The organism is Pedobacter sp. GW821-FHT01D05, assembly GCF_059422505.1.
In genome coordinates this window covers 1-1,553 of record NZ_JBWKXA010000015.1, presented here as the reverse complement: position 1 = coordinate 1,553, position 1,553 = coordinate 1, and the positions used below count along the sequence as shown (strand labels likewise).

Sequence of the window (1,553 nt, the reverse complement as noted above, 5' to 3'; positions counted from 1 at the left end):
AAAGTTTTGCAGATAGCAAAACTTTTTGAAAGAATGCGTGTTTATAGCAGTCCCCCCTTCAGGCTTCCGGAGTTTTCACTGCGCCCGGCCACTTGAAACTTCGCCAGCCCCTGCCGCCTAAACCCGACAGAAGTGGAAAACCCGATGGTGAGGAACGAACCAAGGCTTTGCAACGGATGGCGGGACAACACCTATATAGTAGCACCAAAACTGCTTTTCACAAAAAAATAACCAATTCATACCTGCAAAATAGAATAACTACCAATTCCTTATGCTCTGATAATAGCTAAAAGTTTTTTACCCGCAGTTAAAACAAGCACAGAGACTAGCCCAGCTGCTAATCCAAAAGCAAATTCCCTAAGAATTGAAGGTAAAGTATGAAGAACGTGATGTAAAAAGCCAACATTATGTGCAAAAATTCCACCTGAAACCAAGATTAATGCTACTGTTCCTACAACACTTAATATTTTTATTATAACCGGTAAAGAACGAACCAGTAGGTTTCCAATTGATGAAAGTATACCTTTTTCACCTGATGCCTTCATTAAGCGATATCCGGCATCATCCATTCTAACAATAATGGCTACGATGCCATAAACACCAACGGTAGCCAACAAAGCTACAGCCGATACGGTCATAATTTGTATAAGCAGCTTTTCTTCGAGCACACTTCCCAAAGCAATAATTACGATTTCTATTGATAAAATAAAATCGGTAATAATAGCTGATTTAATTTTCGCTTTTTCTGCTGCCTCCCCCTCTTGGATGACTTCTTTTACCTCTACATGTGAGGGCTTTGATCGATGAATAAAATATTCAACGATTTTCTCCACCCCTTCATACGCCAGGTACAACCCGCCCAATACCAAAATCACTTTAATCGCTATTGGAAAAAAGAAATTGAGTAATAGCGCAATCGGAACAATAATAAGCTTATTCACGAATGATCCTTTTGTAATTGCCCATAGTACCGGCAATTCTCTCGAGGAAAGAAAACCAGTTGACTTTTCTGCATTTACCGCTAAATCATCTCCCAAAATCCCCGCAGTCTTCTTGGCCGCTACCTTAGCTGTTACCGCTACATCGTCCATTAAAGCACCTATATCATCCAAAATCGCAAAAAAACCTGAAGCCATATATCTAAATTAAATTATGCCGCAAAATATCAAATCCTTTCCAGATTCGAACAATCATACTCAAATCTTTAAGCTATATGTGCTAAAAAAGTATGCTATAGATAGGATATATTTGCTAAATCTATCATGCACACGGTCGTTGAGATGATAATCGTGAAAAAACATCACTTTAAATGGTTAAAGCAGCGTTTAACTTATTTGTTAAGGCTAATCCAGAAGGTTAAATATTTTGATGGTCTGGAGCGCAATAGCAGTAAGAGGTAGGTTGGGTTCCGTCCTGCTGTACGCTGCAATCCTTTTGGGAAACCCTGGGATAAACAATCTACCTATGCCCAAAAGCGATTTCGCTGCCATCAGGGCTATTGAACTTAAGACTGAAGATGTAAACGGAAAATGGATCAGGTTCTGCGGAGATCA

Annotated in this window: 2 protein-coding genes; one reads left to right on the top strand and one right to left on the bottom strand. The window is 39.5% G+C overall.

Annotated elements, in window-relative coordinates; all coding sequences use genetic code 11:
- Window positions 1-269 precede the first annotated feature (269 nt).
- Complete coding sequence (locus tag AC07VK_RS24765) at window positions 270-1,136, bottom strand: DUF808 domain-containing protein (RefSeq protein WP_492956260.1); 867 nt, start codon at window positions 1,134-1,136, stop codon at window positions 270-272.
- A 232-nt stretch (window positions 1,137-1,368) separates the two neighbouring features.
- Here AC07VK_RS24765 and AC07VK_RS24760 point away from each other — a divergent pair.
- Window positions 1,369-1,553 (top strand): hypothetical protein (locus AC07VK_RS24760; RefSeq protein WP_492963981.1); only part of this gene is annotated, 185 nt, incomplete at its 3' end.